15 protein-coding genes and 1 tRNA gene are annotated in these 15,943 nt (G+C 36.8%); 13 read left to right on the top strand and 3 right to left on the bottom strand.

Going from position 1 to position 15,943, the window contains the following annotated elements; genetic code table 11:
* Positions 1-49: 49 nt before the first annotated feature.
* The 5 genes from BXY64_RS17625 to BXY64_RS17605 all read left to right on the top strand — a co-directional run bounded on the left by BXY64_RS17625 (position 50) and on the right by BXY64_RS17605 (position 6,240).
* Positions 50-1,837 (top strand): restriction endonuclease subunit S, encoded by a 1,788-nt coding sequence (locus BXY64_RS17625; RefSeq protein WP_120241293.1) that lies wholly within the window; start codon positions 50-52, stop codon positions 1,835-1,837.
* A gap of 256 nt (positions 1,838-2,093) precedes the next feature.
* A complete protein-coding gene (locus tag BXY64_RS17620; protein ID WP_245996697.1) occupies positions 2,094-2,798 on the top strand; it encodes a transposase in 705 nt (234 codons plus the stop codon).
* 718 nt (positions 2,799-3,516) lie between these two features.
* Entirely contained in the window at positions 3,517-4,266 is a 750-nt protein-coding gene (locus BXY64_RS17610) for a DUF6261 family protein (protein WP_147376029.1), read from the top strand.
* A gap of 346 nt (positions 4,267-4,612) precedes the next feature.
* Positions 4,613-4,753, top strand: coding sequence for a hypothetical protein (locus tag BXY64_RS21385; protein WP_170150697.1), 141 nt, complete (start codon positions 4,613-4,615; stop codon positions 4,751-4,753).
* A 491-nt stretch (positions 4,754-5,244) separates the two neighbouring features.
* Positions 5,245-6,240, top strand: a complete 996-nt coding sequence (locus BXY64_RS17605) for a hypothetical protein (protein ID WP_120241290.1) — start codon at positions 5,245-5,247, stop codon at positions 6,238-6,240.
* Between the two features lie 138 nt (positions 6,241-6,378).
* Here BXY64_RS17605 and mnmE read toward each other — a convergent pair whose 3' ends face one another.
* Positions 6,379-7,776, bottom strand: coding sequence for a tRNA uridine-5-carboxymethylaminomethyl(34) synthesis GTPase MnmE (gene mnmE, locus BXY64_RS17600; RefSeq protein WP_120241289.1), 1,398 nt, complete (start codon positions 7,774-7,776; stop codon positions 6,379-6,381).
* 239 nt (positions 7,777-8,015) lie between these two features.
* Between mnmE and BXY64_RS17595 the strand changes: the two genes are divergently transcribed.
* The 3 genes from BXY64_RS17595 to BXY64_RS17585 all read left to right on the top strand — a co-directional run bounded on the left by BXY64_RS17595 (position 8,016) and on the right by BXY64_RS17585 (position 8,984).
* Complete coding sequence (locus BXY64_RS17595; RefSeq protein WP_147376028.1) at positions 8,016-8,351, top strand: DUF6686 family protein; 336 nt, start codon at positions 8,016-8,018, stop codon at positions 8,349-8,351.
* Between the two features lie 46 nt (positions 8,352-8,397).
* Complete coding sequence (locus BXY64_RS17590) at positions 8,398-8,748, top strand: hypothetical protein (RefSeq protein WP_120241287.1); 351 nt, start codon at positions 8,398-8,400, stop codon at positions 8,746-8,748.
* A gap of 154 nt (positions 8,749-8,902) precedes the next feature.
* Positions 8,903-8,984: transfer RNA gene (locus BXY64_RS17585), tRNA-Leu, on the top strand.
* Positions 8,985-9,253: 269 nt separating this feature from the next.
* Here BXY64_RS17585 and BXY64_RS17580 read toward each other — a convergent pair.
* Positions 9,254-9,877 (bottom strand): YqaA family protein, encoded by a 624-nt coding sequence (locus BXY64_RS17580; protein ID WP_120241286.1) that lies wholly within the window; start codon positions 9,875-9,877, stop codon positions 9,254-9,256.
* A 109-nt stretch (positions 9,878-9,986) separates the two neighbouring features.
* Positions 9,987-10,292, bottom strand: a complete 306-nt coding sequence (locus BXY64_RS17575; protein WP_120241285.1) for a hypothetical protein — start codon at positions 10,290-10,292, stop codon at positions 9,987-9,989.
* A gap of 154 nt (positions 10,293-10,446) precedes the next feature.
* On the opposite strand from BXY64_RS17575, the gene BXY64_RS17570 reads away from it, so the two are divergent.
* From BXY64_RS17570 to nhaA, 5 genes are all read left to right on the top strand, one after another.
* Positions 10,447-11,253, top strand: coding sequence for a hypothetical protein (locus BXY64_RS17570; RefSeq protein WP_120241284.1), 807 nt, complete (start codon positions 10,447-10,449; stop codon positions 11,251-11,253).
* Positions 11,254-11,264: 11 nt separating this feature from the next.
* The gene (locus BXY64_RS17565) at positions 11,265-12,203 is read left to right on the top strand and encodes a universal stress protein (RefSeq protein ID WP_120241283.1); all 939 of its coding nucleotides are present in this window, start codon (positions 11,265-11,267) and stop codon (positions 12,201-12,203) included.
* A 263-nt stretch (positions 12,204-12,466) separates the two neighbouring features.
* Complete coding sequence (locus BXY64_RS17560; protein WP_120241282.1) at positions 12,467-13,720, top strand: sensor histidine kinase; 1,254 nt, start codon at positions 12,467-12,469, stop codon at positions 13,718-13,720.
* Complete coding sequence (locus BXY64_RS17555) at positions 13,721-14,374, top strand: response regulator transcription factor (RefSeq protein ID WP_120241281.1); 654 nt, start codon at positions 13,721-13,723, stop codon at positions 14,372-14,374.
* A 201-nt stretch (positions 14,375-14,575) separates the two neighbouring features.
* Entirely contained in the window at positions 14,576-15,907 is a 1,332-nt protein-coding gene (gene nhaA, locus BXY64_RS17550) for a Na+/H+ antiporter NhaA (protein ID WP_120241280.1), read from the top strand.
* Positions 15,908-15,943: the final 36 nt, after the last annotated feature.

The following is a 15,943-nucleotide window of genomic DNA, read 5'->3' as shown; positions in this document are numbered from 1 at the left end:
CAATAACCTGACAGCATGCTTGCATTTGTCAGCGTTTAAATGCTACCGAATGAAACTATTAGAACATTTTAAAGAACTCAGCATATACCCACAAAATGCCAAAGAGCTAAAGGGATTAATACTGCAATTGGCCATTCAAGGCAAACTGACCGCACAATGGCGTAATACCGTAGGGACACGCCATGGTGTGTCCGCTAACAACAACGCCAAAGCCCTATTGGAACAAATAAAAGCCGAAAAAGCCCAACTCATTAAAGACAAAAAAATCAAAAAGGAAAAAGCCTTGCCTCCAATTAGCCAAGAGGAAATTCCTTTTGAATTGCCTGAAAGTTGGGAGTGGGAGAAGATAGGAAACGTCATTATCCAAATAAAGGGTGGTGGTACTCCTAGTAAAAATAATCAAAAATATTGGAATGGAGATTTACCTTGGGCAAGTGTAAAAGACTTAAAGCAAGGCAAATATATTGAAAGTACAATTGATTATATATCAAATGAAGGTCTGAATAATAGTAGTAGTAATCTTATTCCAATAGGAAATTTAATTATTTGTACTAGAATGGGATTAGGAAAAATATGTATTAATAAAATTCCAATTACAATAAATCAAGATTTAAAGGCCTTAACTTTACCTGATCAAATAGAAAATGATTTTTTTTATAACTATTACAATACATTAAATATAAAAGGAACTGGAGTTACTGTTGCAGGGATTAAACAATCTGAACTGCTAAATTTCTTAATTCCAATTCCCCCACTAGCCGAACAAAAAGCCATCGTCCAAATCGTAGATACCCTTTTCAAAGAGGTAGAAGCCTTAGAGAACTTAACCCAAAAACGAGTACAGCTAAAAGAGGATTTTATCACTTCTGCCTTACATCGATTAAGCGAAGGAGAGGTAGAAAAAGAATGGGCATTTCTGCAAGAACATTTCTCTACCTTCATGACCGAAGAGAGCAATGTGAAAAAACTACGCGAATGCATCCTGCAGTTGGCCGTACAAGGCAAACTAACCAAGCAATGGCGTAATACCGTAGGGACACGCCATGGCGTGTCCGCTGACAACAACGCCAAATCCCTACTGGCCCAAATCCAAGCCGAAAAAGCCCAACTCATCAAAGAGAAGAAAATCAAAAAGGAAAAAGCCTTACCACCAATCACCCAAGAGGAAATTCCATACGAATTGCCTGAAGGATGGGAGTGGTGTAGGTTAGGTCTTATCACTGAGTTTATATCTAGTGGTTCACGAGATTGGGCTAAATATTACTCATCAAGAGGTGCTAAGTTTGTTACGATGGGTAATTTATCTTCAAATAGCTTTAAGTTAAGGTTGGATAAAATGAGATATGTTTCGCCTCCTAAAAATGGTGAAGGAACGCGAACAAAATTACAACATTGGGATTTCTTGTTGTCGATAACAGGTGACGTTGGAAATTTAGGATTAATTCCTGAAAATTTTGGAGAAGCATACATTAATCAGCATACAGCAGTAGTAAGGATGATGGAACGATTGAGAAGCTTATATATAGGATATTACTTTTTATCTCCATTGACAAAAAAACAATTTAATGAACCTCAGAGGGGAATTAAGAATAGTTTCCGATTATCTGATATTCAACTCTTATTCTTTCCTTTACCTCCACTAGCCGAACAAAAAGCCATCGTCACCAAAGTAAACGAACTCATGGCTTTGTGCGATACATTGGAGCAGGAGATAGCCAAAAACAAAGAGGCTGCCACAAAGCTAATGCAATCGGTTTTGCGCGAAGTTTTTCAGGGGAAACCTAAGGAACAAGAAGAATTGCTACTCGCCGCCGAACCAAAGGCAGAATACAAATAAAAAACATTGATGCTCTCACTTTGGGTGAGGGTATCAATAATACCGATTGGCATTTTAAATGGCATAATTATAAATGCATCCCAAAAATTCATAAATCCATATCAGGTAGAGACGCAAGGCCTTGCGTCTGTACAGGATTCCACCCATTTATCACAGATTTTCATTAAATTGGTATTCCGTAGAGACGCGATGCTTCGCGTCTCTGTACAATGCAAATCAATAATAATACGAAATGGATACGCCAGGTAGAGACGCGATGCATCGCGTCTCTACAGGAAAAACATCGAAAATAATGACCCAAAAATTCCAAAATAAATACCGCATAGCCAGCGCCCGGTTAAAGGATTGGGATTATGGCAGCAATGCCATTTATTTTGTAACCATTTGCACACAAAATCGGGAACATTATTTTGGTGAAATCATCAATGGCAAAATGCAATTAAATGCCATTGGGGAATTGGTGCAGAAAGAATGGATAAAAACACCCGAATTAAGGCCAGATATGAATTTGGAATTGGGCGAATTTGTGGTAATGCCCAATCATTTCCATGCCATCATCACCATCGGTAAAAACAAATACAATACCCGTAGAGACGCGATGCCTCGCGTCTCATATGAAAACGAATCAGAATCAGGTTTAATCGCGATGCCTCGCGTCTTAAATAAAAACGAACAAAAAGACGCCAGGCATGGCGTCTCTACGTTTGATCAAACCAAAAATAACAAAGACGCCAGGCATGGCGTCTCTACCTTTGGGGCACAATCGAAAAATTTGGCATCCATTATTCGTGGGTTCAAATCATCGGTAACAACCGTGGCCCGTAAAATAAACCCCAAATTCGCATGGCAAACCCGTTTTCACGATCACATCATACGTGATTTTGATTCCTACCACCGAATAGAACAATACATTCAGAACAATCCTGCCAGCTGGAAAGAGGATGAATATACATCACCATAATTAGACTGTTGGTTTTACGGAGGATTGCCATGAAAATGCTGAATTGTTAGTGTTTATGCGTGTTTTAAATTGATCTTATTGCAAAAAAATGACTTCATCCGCCAGCGTGCGGGCTCGTCAAAAAAATAAATGACCTGTTCCGCGAGCGGACGGGCTTCCAAAAAAAAATTTTGAGTAGTTCCGCCAACGGACGAGCTTCTCAAAAAAATAAATGATCACTTCCGCCAGCGTGCGGGCTTGTCAAAAAAATAAATAACCTGTTCCGCGAGCGGACGAGCTTCCCCAAAAAAAAATTTGAGTACTTCCGCCAGCGGACGAACCTCCCAAAAAAATAAATGATTCGATCCGCCAGCGTGCGGGCCTTTCAAAAAGTAAAATTTGTTGTTCCTAAAAAGTAGAGATGTCTTCTGGGCGTATGACATTAGCATCTATTTGTGCATGCATGCCCTTTTTAAAAAAAAGCTATGGAATTGGTCTGTTTTGGCAATATGCCTGAGAAATTGCAGAATTGTCAAATACTGACAATAATAAAATATTTTACTTGTGATGTTGCAGGGTGATGTGCTTGGTAATTCTGGCAAATGCGGAGTGATCAAATGTTTAATGTAATAGATGTGAGGTGTAAAAAATGAGAAAAAACTTTGTGTGTTTTACAGAATAATATAAATTTATATTCGTTAAGATGATGTTGTTGGTTCATCAATAAAAATCTTTTCGTATGATAATAAAATTAATTTTTAGCATGCTGCGCTTAAATGAGTTTTTAAGTTATTGCGGCGAAATCATTGCCTTTCTAAAAGCAATGGATAAGGAAGGTTTACAAATCAATACCATTATTGATGGTTTTGATTCTAATTATGAAAAAGCAATTGAGGTTGCCAATCGTAATCGGTCCAGTCGATATACCGAGTTGTTGAAAGAGAAGGATCATCGCAGAGATGAATCTTATATTGCCTTTCGCAACATGATTGAGGCCTGTACGCATCGCAAATCAGCTGAGATAGCCGAAACCGCGGAAAACCTGTGTGTATTGCTTCGCTCACACGACTGGTCTTTACAGCGATTGGGCAGGGCAGAGCAATCGGCTAAATTGGCAAGTTTGGCAAAAGAGTTATCGTCAGCCGAAAATACCCAAGCACTTGCAAGTTTGTCTGCAACAGAGTGGTATCAGGACTTGCTTGATGATAATGCGGCCTTTTTACAATTGCAGGAAGACAAAACCAAAGCTCAGGCTTCTGAAGAGGATTACGATTCTTTAGAAGTGTACAAGGAGCTACAGGTTACATGTGAGCAATTGTTTGAAAGCATTGAGGTGTTGAATCGTATTGCTCCAAACCAAAAGTACACGGAAATGATTAATTTCATTAACGATTGTACACAGCGTTATCAGGCCATAGCAAAAACACGCTCGACCAAAAACGAAAATGCAAAAGAAGTAAGCGAAGAAACAGAAGAACAAGAGGTATAAATAAAAAAAAAGCAGAGGCTCCACAAATTCTCGAGTTAAACCGACGAAAGTTTTAAAAGGGAATTAAGGGCCTCGGCTTACTGACAAAAATAAGAGCATTTTGTTAGTATTTATCTATCCTCGAAAATTTTTTATACCAACAACATTTTTTAACGGGTTAATCCTCCTTTTTTAAGGGGGATTTTTTTTGTGGGATCACTACAGCATCATCTCGTTAGGACAGGAAATTGGCTTGTGGGATTTATTGTTGTCATTTGTAGAATAAGTGGAAAGAGAAAAGAATATTCAATCGCTGTACATCCTCTCATGGAAAAATTTTACCCATCTGTATGACATATACTCATGAGTGAATTCTACCATTGCTAATAAGTATAATAAAGAAGAGCAGATTCAGAAGTATCAGTTTAAGATGGAAATTGTTGAAGTTTTGAATAAGATATTCTATAAAAAGGAAGATTCATATCTGTTGAGTGATAAATCAATCTAACTTAAAATTGCATTGTTTAGTTTGCTTTAAACTTTTTAAAAGCGACTGGAAGAGATGTAAACTCTTATCAAAAGCTCCTGTGGTTTTGATTCTAAATGCCAGGTGAATGTTTGAAGATGAATAAGGGATAATGATCTATTTATCAGACGGGTTAATGGAATTGCCTGATGAAGGTTTAATCTATACTAAAGACCCTTTTATAAATTAACTTATGTGTTTGCATTAGAAATGATTACGAATGTCATATCTTATTCGCCGATTTGGTATCGCTATTTAGTATAAACGTTTTTTACATCTTAATTTTAGGAAGTGAAAAATTATAGTGGTTTCAATTGACTGTCGCATTACACTCCCTGCTTTGACTTTACAAAAAGAGGACTGATTTTAAGGCATACTAAAGGTTCCTTTCTACTGTCATAATAATTCCTGCATACTTTAAAACTCTGGATGAAATTGCAATAAACAAGACTTTAACTTTTAAAATACTTATAATGGAACTCATAAAATCTTTATGCAAAAGCTTATTCATACTTGCTATTGCATTGTTTTTTACACAATGCGATCGAACAGAAAATGATGTGATAAGTGATTCTGAAATGGAAAATACGGCCATTGTAATCGAAAATAATTCTTTTACAAAGTCATCTCAATTACAAAATCTCACACTAAATCTTGCAGAAAATACAAGTCGATCAGGGTATCCACATCCTCTTGAGTCGGATAATGGATGGGGAGGAGGAAGAGATAAATGGGATATTGTTGATGGCAATCGATCCTATGGATACTGGGCCAATGGATTGGCATTTACCGGAGGTCTAAGGCCATATATTGCTCCTTGTGGTTGGAGAAATGCGGTAATCAATTTTGGCGAAACAGTGCGCTTTAATCACATTCTGGTATGGCATCATGGCGATAACCATATTCCTAATACTTATAAAATACAATACTGGGACGGAAGTACTTGGGTTGATGCTTTTTCTACCAATACAGGTCTTAATTATGTGCGTTGGGATATGAGAACTACTTCAGGTGCGGGCTCTGTGCCAACCGAAAACGTATTTAATATTGTGGAGGCAAGCAAAGTACGTTTGTCAATGTACAACTGTGATATCATTCATGGATGGATTTATGAATTTGAGGTATTCCATTCAATTGTGGAAGTTGAAATGGACGTAAAGCCAGGCAGTGATGTGAATCCAATTAATTTAAAATCAAAAGGTGTTATTCCGGTAGCCATTCTTACTACCGATTATTTTGATGCAACAATGGTTGATTGTACAACAGTAAAATTTGGTCCGGCTAATATTGGCATCGTGCATGATGATGGCCACCTTGAAGATGTTGACCTGGATGGAGATATAGACCTGATCTTACATTTTAAGACTTCTGAATCGGGAATTACCCAAACAGATACTGAGGTAGTTCTAACAGGAGAAACCTATGATGGTGTCAATTTTATGGGCACTGATTTGATAAGTGTAAAATAGTTGTGCCAATTGGTTAGACTGTATCTGACTTGAATAAAATACAGTCCTTTAAGCTAAAGTTTGGATAAGGAGAGGATAATGCAAAAAGCCCTGTTTTAACTTAGAACAGGGCTTTTATATGTGTGTGTTATTGAGTTTTTATTTTCCGATGCAAAAGTTCTTGAATATGTTCCCAAGGACTTCATCTGTTGAAATGTCACCAGTGATCTCGCCAAGAAAATGAAGGCATTCACGGATGTCTTGCGCCAGGAAGTCGGTTGGAATCTGGGTTTGCAATCCATCATTCACACGATCGATGCTGCCCAAGGCGTTCTTAAGGGCCTCAAAATGGCGAATGTTGGTAACAATTACATCCTGCTCGTTTACCTTGTTCATATTCACCGATTTCAGCAATTCGGCAGTTAGTGCATCTATATTTTGTTTCTGCTTGGCCGAAATGAACAACAATTTGTCCTCTGCTTGCATGCCAATTAAGTTCTTGGCAATTTCCTGAGGGTTTTCAATCAAATCGATTTTGTTGATACAAACCACAAGATGCTGGGAATTGCGATCAATGGTTTTATTCACGCTTACAAGCGATTCGTTAATACGATCCATATCGCGGTCGGCATCTACCAGTAGCATCACAATTTGTGCCTGCTTCATCTTGCTGTAGGTACGTTCAATCCCCATGCTTTCGATACGATCCTTCGTAGTTCTGATACCTGCAGTATCGATAAATCGGAAGGTAATTCCACCCAAATTGATGGTATCTTCGATCACATCGCGTGTAGTACCCTCAATATCCGATACAATGGCTCTGTCTTCGTTTAAAAGGGCATTCAACAAGGTAGATTTCCCTACATTGGTATTTCCAACAATGGCAACAGGAACTCCATTCTTAATTACATTCCCCAATTCAAAGGAATTCACTAGTTTTTCAATCAAAGATTTGATTTCGTTCACCAGCTTGGTCAATTGCGTTCTGTCGGCAAATTCAACATCCTCTTCGCTAAAGTCAAGCTCCAACTCAATTAAAGAGATGAAGTTGAGCAATCGCTCACGCAAACCGGCAATTTCGCTTGAAAAGCCACCACGCATTTGCTGTAGCGCAACTTTATGGGCGGCAGCAGAGTTGGAAGCAATCAAATCGGCAACTGCCTCGGCCTGTGAAAGGTCCATTTTACCATTCAAAAAGGCACGCTGGGTAAATTCACCCGGATTGGCTGTACGAGCTCCATTCTTAATCAAAGTTTGTAGAATGCGGTGCTGAATAAAAGGGGCACCGTGACAAGCTATTTCAACCGAATTTTCACCAGTGTAAGAATGAGGAGCCTTGAACAAGCTTACCAGTACTTCATCAATAATCTCACCTTCATCCTGAATGGTTCCAAAATGTACGGTATTGGCTTTTTGTTCGCTTATTTTTTTGCTTTTAACAGGCGTAAAAACTTTCTCGCAAATGTCGAGAGCATGTTCACCCGAAAGGCGCACAATGGCAATGGCTCCATTACCCGGAGCAGTTGATATTGCGCATATGGTAGATTGATCGATCATAAACAAATCATTTAAATATTGAATACAGGCAGTATTGCCCGTTCCAGATTTAGAATCAACAAAGATAGTTGAGAATTATGAATTATAAATGCGGAATGATGAATTATCAATTGTGAATTTTAAAAATGGGATTTGGGAATTTGTTTTTGGGGTTTGATTATCAAATATCCCAACATCTTGGTATTGTTAAAGCATCATATTTTCGATTGATTTGTATATTTAATCTAAATAAGAACAGTATGATATACAACAGAACGTCCAATGGCTGTCTATTTAAATGTGATTCTTGCCAGTCTATCCATATGGAATTCAATAATATGAATATCAATTTCTCGACAAAGGATAAATACTATCAGTTTGCTGAATACCTGCACGATATTAATATTGAGGCGGCGGTAAAGCAGAATGCTCATTCACCTTATCAAAGAAAAATTGTAATTCCCATTGGAGGCGGTGGTTGTAACTTCATGTTGCATCCTGGTGAGTTAGAGGACTTAAAAAGACTTTGCCTACTGCAGCTCGATACAAATATTCTCAACATGTCGAAACTTGAGATCGATTTTAGCCTAAACTAAATAAGTTTCCTACTTTTGCTTCTCATTTATTAAATACCTCAAATTAATGAAGAACATTACAGGACGTTGGTCATTTAACGAAGATTTTGGCTTTGGTACCGATGAAGGTTTTGCCGAATTTACCCAAGAAGGAGAGAAGATTACCGGAGTTGTAGTTTATACCGAAAGAATTGAAGGAGAAACTCCTTTTCGTGTTCAGCAAGATGTAGAAGGAAGTTTTGATGGCACTAACTTTAGTGTAACTGGTACAAAAGTGGAGCTTTTGGATTGTGAAAAACAGTTTGAGTATCATTTGGATACCTGGGAAGGGCTCTTAAATTCTCAGAACCAAATTGTGGGTCACAGCTACGATCACCATGAGTGTTATGGTGTTTTTGTGATGAAACCAATTGAGTAATTAAAGTGAAATTTTTTTGTAAAAAATCTTCGTTTGAAAATCAGGCTGTTGTAGCTGAATCTTGCATTTTTAAAGGGATTGGAGAGGTTTTTTATCGAAAAGAATTTTGTGGGAAAAGAAAAAAACCTCATATTTGCACCGCAATCAACGAAACGCGGATGTGGCGTAATTGGTAGCCGCGCTAGACTTAGGATCTAGTGCCGAGAGGCGTGGGGGTTCGAGTCCCTTCATCCGCACAGAAAAGGATCAACGAAAGTTGGTCCTTTTTTTTTATATCCATAATTCTGATGTGATGTTTCAGGCTTCTTTATATACTGATGAACGTGCAAGGAGAGGCTCCTCAAATTGGTTTTGTAAATACGGCATTCCTGCCGTATCTACGAAGGAGAATTATTGTCCAAGTAAATTTAAAAGCAAGCTTTTTCGTTTACCCCTAAATCCCAGAAAGGGGACTTTTGCTTGTATTCTTTTTATAGCTCACTGTTCATTGTTTACTGATCACTGATTAAGACATTAGTTTAAATATCGCGATAGCGAACAGATAGAATCGCAAAAAGCGGAATAAACCATAGAACAAGTACTTTTTAAAGCTAAATCGGATAATACCGGAAGCAATACTTACAATGGAGAAAGGAATTGGGAGCAATGCTCCTACAATAATCAGAAAGCCTCCCCATTTTCGTATGTTTTGGATGTGTTTGCCAATCTTTACTTCAATCCAGTTCTTCAAACTTGGGATACGTAGTACCAATCGCCCAATGGCATATGAAACACAACCTCCCAAATAGGATAGAAGCGCCAATATCGATAGGTAAACGATAGGACTTGGAAGGGTTTTAACCCATGCTATGAATAGTTCCGGGGGAATGAGTCCAAGGAAGGATTCCGAGATAAAGAATACGCTCAACAGGCCAATGGTAGGCAGATCCTTAGTAGTTGTATAGAATAGGTTCTCAAAATCGAGCACATAGTATTCCAGAAAGAACAATAATCCTACAATCAGAAGTAAGGGTAAAATCGCCTTCTTCAAATTTGTAATGATAAAATTATAAAATCCGGTGTACGAATAGTATTGATGTAAGAGCACAAGTCTTGGTTTACGGCTCTTCTTGCTTGATTGTAATTTCATAAAACAACTGTAATTCTTGCAGTTAAGCAAGATCTAAAAAATTAAACATGAACTACCTAACTCGTAAAAAAGGAGTTTAATAAGGTAATAGATAAGGTAAAATACTGGTTTACACCTGGGGTGGAGGGGTAGTTAACTGAAAGACTTTACTGTCAGATATCAGGCAATTATGAACATGCCCCTGAGTAATTACATTAGCGAAAAAGACATAATTGTATTTCGAAAACTCATCCAGATCTTCACTGTCCATTTCTTCTAAATCGGAAGATGTATCCTGTGAATCGGAACAATTTTCAACATTAAAGGAAAGAGAAGTCTCCTGCTGAATGTTGATTGAATTCAGCACGGTAGCCAGTACCAGTAGTAAACTTACCAGCAAAACAAATATTGGTTTCTCTTTCATTTTCGATAACATGATAGGCAAAAGTATTAAAAATAGACATACAAAAAACCTATTGAAGGGAAAATTATGAAACTTTAACAAGTAGGGAAAACCCCCACACGATTTAGGATTGCGCCTGTTTTACATCTTTGCATACAGCCATACTTTTGTATCAAAACAAAATGATATGGAGAACAGGAACAAAGATCACAACAGAATATTGATTCTGGCAGATTTCTCAGAAGGAAATCAGGCAGCAGTAGATTTTGCTATGAATTATCTTTTTACTGAAGGTTCAAAGATATGTTTTATTCAAACCTGGCAAAAACCTTCATATGGAGCGTCAATGGTAAGAGATTTGACTCCAATCCTGAAAGATATTTCTAATCGAGAGTTACAAGCTTTAAAAGCGGATGCTGTAAAGAATTATCAAGTGAATCATTCAGATATTGACTTGCTATCATATGAAGGTGAATTGACCGAATTTTTCAATACAGAAACCTATAAGCAGCATTCCTGGCAGGTTGTGTTCGCTTTAAATGAATTGCACAACGATTTGCACTTTAATCCAAGGTTTAAAAATATCATTGCATCGGTAAATCAACCTCTTTATGTATTAAATAATTGTAAGCCATGGGCCAATGTGAAGAGTATATATATCAGCAATTCGAATTCAAAAGTTTCAGAATCTATACTTGTGCCATTGCAAAAAATATGTACAAATCAGAAATGTAAGTTTCATATAGGTTTAGACATAAACGATATTTCCATTCATGATAAAGCGAAACTGGTAAAATTGTATTCAGCTTCATGCCATGATGCTACCTTAAGATTTGAGAATCTAACAAAAAATCATAAGCCAGACCTAACACGAAATGATTGTATGCTATGGATATACAATGAGAAGAAAACCGAATTCGAAGAGAAAAATCTGATTAGCTATTTCGACAAATGGTTTGTGAAGAGTAAGGGGATAACTGTTGGTAATTTTTAAAGTGAGTGAGGATGAAAACAAATAGATTTAATCGGATATTGGTACCAGTGAGCTTGGCTGTTGAAAGTACTACAGCTTTTAAGCAGGCATTGTATTTCAGGAAAAAGTTTGGAGCTGAAATCACTTTGTTGCATGTGGTTCAGAAGATGGGGGGCTTATCTAATGTGTTTCAGCCAAATCTTAAAAACAGTCTACAAGGAAGGGGAATGGTTCGCTTAATTCGTTTTGCTAAAATGCATTTCAGGGGAAGAATACCAGACGATGTGAATCTTAGAGTGGAAGTGGGCAATCATGTCCAAACAATCAAAAGTATAATCGATTCAGAACCTTTCGATATGGTTATTCTAAACAGAAGCAATCGAATTGATGGTTTGTCGGAAAGATACAATAGCAATAGTGTGAATCAGATCGTACGCGAGTCAAGATGTCCAATTATAAGTGTAAATGATAGATGGACGGGAAGTGGCATTAGAAGCATATTGGTTCCGGTTGATATTTCAAGGCAATCGAGAGATTTGGTGAACTGGTCGATAAAGCTGGGCACAGTATTCAATGCAAAAATTAAACTACTTGCTGCATTAACGGTTAATATAGAGCTTAAGCGAAGCTTGGCTTATAAGAAAACCATGATCATGAAGCATCTTATCGAACGTGAAGGGGTGCAGTGTTCGGTGGATATTGTGGAGAAGGAGAATCACGCCAGAAACGATGTTTTGATTGAAGGGGCAAGAAAAACATCGGCGGATATCCTATTGGTTCAAGGAACTCAGGAATTAATGTTTAGTAACTCGACAAGCGAAAAACTATTGAGTGATTTCTTGCAAAGTTCGAGCAGACCAATTTTCAGTTTGCCGGTAAAAGACGAAGGACTTGTTTCCAGTTTGCTAATGATGAAAAGCAAACAGGTAGAACTGTCGGAAAGAATATCCAATAGAGCATTTAAGTGGTAATTACAATTATACATACACAAACTAACCAAGGCAGATCAGAAGGGAAAATCATAATTTATAATTGATTATTAGGGGATATACGAATGATTTTCTTTGGAAAGCTTCCAATTTAATATTGAGATAATGATACCATAGTTAGTTTCAGGAAGCTTTCCTCTCTGATCGTGCAAGTTAAATTTTTACGATTACTATTCATCAAATATTCGTTACAATAAAATATTTAGTAGATTTGATTTAAATATAATATCTGGATATAATTTTCGATGAATAGAAGGTTTTTTGTAAAGCAAAAGATTGCCCTGATTTTAATTGGTTTTAGCCTTGTGGCTATAGCTGCCATCTTGTATACTTTAGATCGTAGTTCAAAACTGGATAATGAGCACATTGCACTGGTTGAAAACTCAGAAAAAATTGAAATTAAGGTGTATGATATTCGTATCAAGTATGACGACTATCAGGAGAAAGTAGATGCAGTAATATCCTTCGCTATCGATTCGCTCTTTGCAAAAGCCTACCAGAATATCGAAAACATTCAAACCATTGCTTCTCGTGAGTATGAATTCAATACAAGCGAGAATAGCAATTTCATCATAGCTCTCATGAAACTAAAGAGTGCTATTCTCGATCTCGATTCATTAATTAAGAATGAACAAGTTCCTGCTCAGGATGAAAACTTCAAACAAAAGGTTAAGATATTTACAGAGGCTTTCGCTGATTACGAGAAGGCATTGCACCTTTATATCAATCAAACCAATCAAAAGTTTAAGCGAAATATCTTTTTCCTACTTTCTTTTATCCTGGTTTTACTTTTCGGAAGTCTGTTTTTGGTCATCCGATTAATGAACTCATTAACCAATGCTCACTTACAATTGGTACGCAATACCATGACGGTGGAACAACGCGAAAGAAAAAGAATTGCAAGAGAACTGCATGATGGGCTGGGGGCTCTGCTATCCAGTATTGGTTTGTATGGCAAAATGTTGGGAAAAGAGTTAACAGAGAACAAAAGTTCATTGGATAAAGTGCAACAAATCAATCAACTGTCAAAGCAAGCACTTGATACTGTATCCGAAGTGATTAACAATTTGAATCCTTCTGTTTTAAACCGTTACAATCTTCAGGAATCACTACAGCGTTTGGTGGATAAAATTAACAACCTTGATAATGTAGATGTAACTTTACAATTGAATGAATTTAAGGGTAAACCTATGCAAAGTACGCAGGTGGTAATTTATAGGATATGTAGCGAATTGATAAATAATACCTTAAAGCATGCTAAAGCAAGCGATATACAAATAAAATTATCTGGAGAAGGGATTCTTATACTTCAGTACTCTGATAATGGTGTTGGCTTTGATTTTGACAGAATGAAAGCCAAAAATGGCAAAGGCATGGGCTTACAGAATATAATTGAGCGAGTTGAATCCATTAATGGAAGTTATGATATTCAAACTTCAAAGAATAAGGGCTTTAAGATAAAAATACAATTCGCACTTAGTAAATCAAATCAAAAATAGATGGATAAAATAAGAATCATATTAGTTGACGATCATAAGATATTTAGAGATGGATTTCGCATGCTACTACAGTCTTTTTCCTTTGTGGAAGTCATTGCCGAAGCATCAAATGGAAATGAGTTTCTTGATTTGATTGAAGATCATCAGGCCGATATTATTTTTATGGACATTAATATGCCACAGCTTGATGGAGTAGAGGCAAGTCAAAAAGCACTCGAAAAGTATCCTGATCTAAAAATTATTGCCTTAACCACATTTCTTGATGATGATTACCTGGAACAGATGCTTATGGCTGGAGTAGAAGGCTATATGCTAAAAAGTGCCGAAATAGAAGAGTTTGAAAAGGCCATTGTAAAGGTATATGAAGGAGGAAATTATTTTTCTGATGAGATTGTAAGCCTCTTATCTGATAAGTTGAATATGCTTCGTAAAAAGAGAAAGAAGAAAGATGACTTACCTGAATTTACAGATAGAGAAAAAGAGGTATTGGAACTGATTTGCAAGGGATACGGCAACAAGCAAATTGCAGAGGCAACTTTTTTAAGTATTAAGACCATAGAAAAGCATAAAAGCAGTTTGTTCCAAAAAACAGGAACTTACAATACTGTTAATTTGGTGATTTATGCATTTAAGCATCAAATCATTAAATTTTAGATTTTACCATATCTTTTATTTGGAACAATCAATTGGTCTCAATTGTTATTCCTTAAATTTAGGTGCGAAGTAGGGAAACCCCCATTGTATATAGCACTTCTGATTGATATTTTCGCAACATATTTGATTGGTTAACGAGATGCTTACACCATAGTTTTCGAGATAAAACCATAGGGTGTTAGCATTAAATTTTAGGGAAAGATGATTCAATTTTTAAAAAGACAAAAATTATTTCGAAGGATTAAAGATCCTTTAACTGAGTTCGTTCGATTAGAGGCGTTTAGTGGTATTGTTTTAATGTTTTTTACCATTATGGCATTGGTGCTTGCCAATTCTGCCATAGGAGAATCTTTTATTTCTTATTGGACCAATTATTTCGGCGTTCAGTTTGGTGAATGGACTCTGAAAAAATCATTCCTTCATTGGATTAACGATGGCTTAATGGCAATTTTCTTCTTTGTTGTCGGATTAGAAATCAAAAGAGAATTGTTGACAGGTGGTTTGTCATCCATAAAGCAAGCAAGTTTGCCAATTTTTGCGGCCATTGGTGGAATGTTAATTCCTGCATTAATATATGTAGGTTTTAATACGCAGGGAAGTGGTACCCATGGCTGGGGAGTGCCAATGGCAACAGATATCGCATTTGCATTGGGTATTTTGATTCTTTTGGGCAAACGAATACCAACTTCGCTTAAATTGCTACTTACATCTATCGCTATTGTTGATGACATTGGCGCTGTAATGGTAATTGCATTGTACTATACCAGCGAAATTGATTGGATTTACCTTGTATATGGTGGAGGAATTTATGTGATCCTCTGGACTCTCAATAGTTTAAAAGTAAGAAATATATCAGTTTACCTGATATTAGGAGTATTCCTTTGGTATGTTCTTTTAAAATCGGGTGTACATGCTACTTTGGCAGGAATTTTATTGGCTCTTACCATACCAGCACGGGCAAGTAGAAATCTATTCGAGTTTATTGGTTCAAATCAGGAGCTTTTGGTGAACCTGGAAGCAAAAACAGCTGAGCTTCCTAATAAACCAAACGAGAAGTTTATACAAGCATCAGTTAGTTCTATTGAGAGCAATTGTATAAAGGTAATCTCACCACTCCAAAGATTGGAGCATATGTTCCACCCATGGGTAGCTTATTTAATTGTTCCTCTGTTTGCATTTGCAAATGCGGGTGTTATTATTGATACAGAATTAACCAATAAGGTATTTGAGCCTATATCTATTGGAATTATTCTAGGGCTTTTTGCAGGTAAACCATTGGGAATATTCTTGTTTTCGTGGATCGGCGTAAAAATAAAGCTAGCACAAAAACCAAGTGAAATATGTTGGTCACAGATATTGGGAATTGGTTTCCTGGGAGGAATTGGTTTTACCATGTCATTTTTTGTGTCTCAATTGGCATTTACGGATTCTGAAGTTCTGAGTTTAGCGAAATTTGCGGTATTAATTGCATCTCTTTTCTCGGGAATAACAGGATTTATAATACTGAAACTGTTTTGTAAAAATCAAAAATAGTTTTTTCATAAGTTTTCATTGTTTAATTGACAGCCG

Origin of the sequence: Marinifilum flexuosum (assembly GCF_003610555.1) — a bacterium.
Taxonomy (GTDB): domain Bacteria; phylum Bacteroidota; class Bacteroidia; order Bacteroidales; family Marinifilaceae; genus Marinifilum; species Marinifilum flexuosum.
The sequence above is the reverse complement of the archived record's forward strand: the minus strand, read 5'-3'. Positions and strand labels throughout refer to the sequence as shown.

Coding starts and splice junctions, on each gene's coding strand:
- BXY64_RS17625 (WP_120241293.1), top strand. CDS start 50: ATGAAACTATTAGAACATTTTAAAGAACTCAGCATATACCCACAAAAT.
- BXY64_RS17620 (WP_245996697.1), top strand. CDS start 2,094: ATGCATCGCGTCTCTACAGGAAAAACATCGAAAATAATGACCCAAAAA.
- BXY64_RS17610 (WP_147376029.1), top strand. CDS start 3,517: ATGATAATAAAATTAATTTTTAGCATGCTGCGCTTAAATGAGTTTTTA.
- BXY64_RS17605 (WP_120241290.1), top strand. CDS start 5,245: ATGGAACTCATAAAATCTTTATGCAAAAGCTTATTCATACTTGCTATT.
- mnmE (WP_120241289.1), bottom strand. CDS start 7,776: ATGATCGATCAATCTACCATATGCGCAATATCAACTGCTCCGGGTAAT.
- BXY64_RS17595 (WP_147376028.1), top strand. CDS start 8,016: ATGATATACAACAGAACGTCCAATGGCTGTCTATTTAAATGTGATTCT.
- BXY64_RS17590 (WP_120241287.1), top strand. CDS start 8,398: ATGAAGAACATTACAGGACGTTGGTCATTTAACGAAGATTTTGGCTTT.
- BXY64_RS17580 (WP_120241286.1), bottom strand. CDS start 9,877: ATGAAATTACAATCAAGCAAGAAGAGCCGTAAACCAAGACTTGTGCTC.
- BXY64_RS17575 (WP_120241285.1), bottom strand. CDS start 10,292: ATGTTATCGAAAATGAAAGAGAAACCAATATTTGTTTTGCTGGTAAGT.
- BXY64_RS17570 (WP_120241284.1), top strand. CDS start 10,447: ATGGAGAACAGGAACAAAGATCACAACAGAATATTGATTCTGGCAGAT.
- BXY64_RS17565 (WP_120241283.1), top strand. CDS start 11,265: ATGAAAACAAATAGATTTAATCGGATATTGGTACCAGTGAGCTTGGCT.
- BXY64_RS17560 (WP_120241282.1), top strand. CDS start 12,467: ATGAATAGAAGGTTTTTTGTAAAGCAAAAGATTGCCCTGATTTTAATT.
- BXY64_RS17555 (WP_120241281.1), top strand. CDS start 13,721: ATGGATAAAATAAGAATCATATTAGTTGACGATCATAAGATATTTAGA.
- nhaA (WP_120241280.1), top strand. CDS start 14,576: ATGATTCAATTTTTAAAAAGACAAAAATTATTTCGAAGGATTAAAGAT.